Consider the following 2,809-nt stretch of genomic DNA (forward strand, 5'->3'; position numbering starts at 1 on the left):
TGTCTGCCATCCGGATCAATAAATCTTAAAGGATTATTCATCACATAATTATAAGGTGACCATCTTCTGTATTTCTCCGCTAATGGATCCACCACACCCCATCGTCCAATATCCGGCATGTAAAATCTTGCGCCATAATCATACATTCCCGTTTCCTGTAGCTCCTTACCATTGTACTTATAGTTGTACGCATTATCAAAATTGTAGCTTTGTGCATTATGCATTAACCCAAAAGGATAATAATTGTTTGCCCCCTCTGCTTCGCCGGGTGTAATATAATTGTTACATGCTGTACTGCCATCCGGAAAAGTCTGGCAATTTTCAATAACAATATCACCGGTTACAATTGCATCTCCGTTAGCATCACTGTAGCTTAATCTTATATTCCCCAAGTGATCGGTATAATTATAAAAATACCTGTTCCTTAATCCATCAAAATAACCTTCCGGGGTAGGGATGATCCTTAATTTCATTCCATCAGTTGTCATCGTGCCCGTTTCATCTTCCCAGGCATAGGTGAACTTATACTGGAAACCATCCAGGTAATCCGTCTGTAATCCTCCAAAGAGCTTCTTCACTTTTACTCCGTCTGCACGGTACAGATAATCTGTTACCTGAGCATCCTGAGTAATCTTCTTCGGTAAATTTAAATAATTAAATTAATTTTAAATATTTAATTAAATTTTACGTGTTTTAAGAAACATAAAAACCCTTGCAAAATTGCGAGGGTTCTTTGTATCTACAGGCACGAGCGGGACGCTCGCGCCAGCGGGGAGGGATTATCAATAATGTGATTGATTTACACAAAGTTAATAAAAATGAAATTCTATCGTAGCAATAACCAATGTTAATCTATTACATAGCAGTTTAATTGAACGACAAGCAAAATCAACTCTTTTTATTTCATTAAATGATCTATATAATAATTTCGGTCATAGTAAAACCCATCGCAATTCTGCAATGAGTTATTACTTCTCGCTCAAAGTTATAAACTTTGCGTAGCGTAGGAAATATTTACATAAATATTTCTTCAGGATTATTAAGGTAGAGATCTATAAAATCATCAAAACTATTGGCAATAACTTTATACTCTTCTCCACAAAAAATAAAAATCCGGTTTGTAGAGGATGATGTATTAGATAACTCTATTCCAAAAGAGTAAAAATTAAATTCATAGTTTCCAAAAATAAAAACATTTTCAAATTTTTGAAAATCTAACTTACTGTAGTCTGGCACTCCTTTCCAGTCTTTAAATTCATTAACTATTCTATTGACCCTATCAATACCATAAAATTCAAATAGATTATCTAACGGAATATCATCACTCCCATTTATTAGCATAAAATATTGTTTAAGATCCGAAGGAATTAATACTGCATTATTATTTTGAAACTCATGTATTTTTAAATCATCAACGGTTGTGAAATTATTTACACCCTCATTTACAAAATGTTTTTTAAGTAAAATTAATTGGTTTTGTTCTTTATCCTCCATAATTTATTTTAAAGCTTTATTAATCATTTCCAGTCTTTGAATTTGCACTTTAAGAGCTGTTTCGGTAGCCTTCCCCGCAGGAGCACCTCCTGTTCCGTTAACTATTCTTGTAGCTAATTCTTTATAGGCTTGTAAAGCTTTTTTACTAACTATTTCTTTTCCTCCAGATTTGAAAAAAGCATTCATTTCAGTGGAATAGCCTTTTACTACAACTTGTAATTCTTTAAAACCTATTTTTTTTAGATTATTAATGAACATTTTTTCTGTAAAAATTCTTACACCTGCTTTTCCTCCTACTCCTCCAATAAAATATGATCCTACTTCCGCTCCAGTTTTAAGTTCTTTATCTAATACTGGATCATACTCTTTATGTTCTACAAAGTAATCATCATCGCCCCCAAAAAATGAATTTATTTTATTACCAATCTCGGCTCCAAGATTTCCTGTGTTCTTATGATATTTCTTTCCATCAATAGTCACAACCTCCTTAAGAGATTCTTCCTCCGTCATACCTGTAGGCATTGATCCTGCTTTTCGCACATTTTTCTTTTTAGGATCATCTTCACCTCCATCAAAAGTACCATCTCCATTGTTTGTCCAAGTACTAGATCCTGAGGTATTATCCCACATTTCCTGAATAGAACTTACTGATAACATTCCGTCAGGATCAATAAACATTATCGGGTTATTATAGGCATAGTTGTAAGGATTCCATCTTCTTGAAACTTCTGCGAGCGGATCTACGACACCCCATCTTCCAATATCCGGCATATAAAACCTTGCACCGTAATCGTACATTCCCGTTTCCTGCAGCTCCTTTCCATTGTACTTATACTGATATGCATTATCAAAATTATAGCTTTGTGCATTATGCATTAACCCAAAAGGATAATAATTGTTTGCCCCCTCTGCTTCGCCGGGTGTAATATAATTGTTACATGCTGTACTGCCATCCGGAAAAGTCTGGCAATTTTCAATAACAATATCACCGGTTACAATTGCATCTCCGTTAGCATCGCTGTAGCTTAATCTTATATTCCCAAGATGGTCGGTATAATTATAAAAATACCTGTTCCTTAATCCATCAAAATACCCTTCCGGGGTAGGGATGATCCTTAATTTCATCCCATCAGTTGTCATTGTTCCCGTTTCATCTTCCCAGGCATAGGTGAACTTATACTGGAAACCATCGAGGTAATCCGTCTGTAATTCTCCAAAGAGCTTCTTCACTTTCACTCCGTCTGCTCTGTACGTATAATCTGTTGCTACAGAGTTCTGAGTAATCTTCTTTGGTAAATTTAAATAATTATACTGA

General features: G+C 34.8%; 3 protein-coding genes. All 3 read right to left on the reverse strand.

Translation table 11 applies throughout. The features are described 5' to 3' along the window. Positions 1–578: RHS repeat-associated core domain-containing protein (locus BUA76_RS18940; protein WP_394332947.1), on the reverse strand; the 578-nt coding region annotated here is incomplete at its 3' end. A 436-nt stretch (positions 579–1,014) separates the two neighbouring features. Further along, positions 1,015–1,494, reverse strand: coding sequence for an SMI1/KNR4 family protein (locus BUA76_RS18945; protein ID WP_072886359.1), 480 nt, complete (start codon positions 1,492–1,494; stop codon positions 1,015–1,017). A 3-nt stretch (positions 1,495–1,497) separates the two neighbouring features. Continuing rightward, positions 1,498–2,809: RHS repeat-associated core domain-containing protein (locus BUA76_RS18950; RefSeq protein ID WP_143149961.1), on the reverse strand; the 1,312-nt coding region annotated here is incomplete at its 5' end.

The organism is Chryseobacterium takakiae (assembly GCF_900129385.1).
Taxonomy (GTDB): domain Bacteria; phylum Bacteroidota; class Bacteroidia; order Flavobacteriales; family Weeksellaceae; genus Chryseobacterium; species Chryseobacterium takakiae.

What these genes read in the sequence shown, in the direction of transcription:
- BUA76_RS18945 (WP_072886359.1), bottom strand. Translation starts at nt 1,494, where the DNA reads ATGGAGGATAAAGAACAAAACCAATTAATTTTACTTAAAAAACATTTT.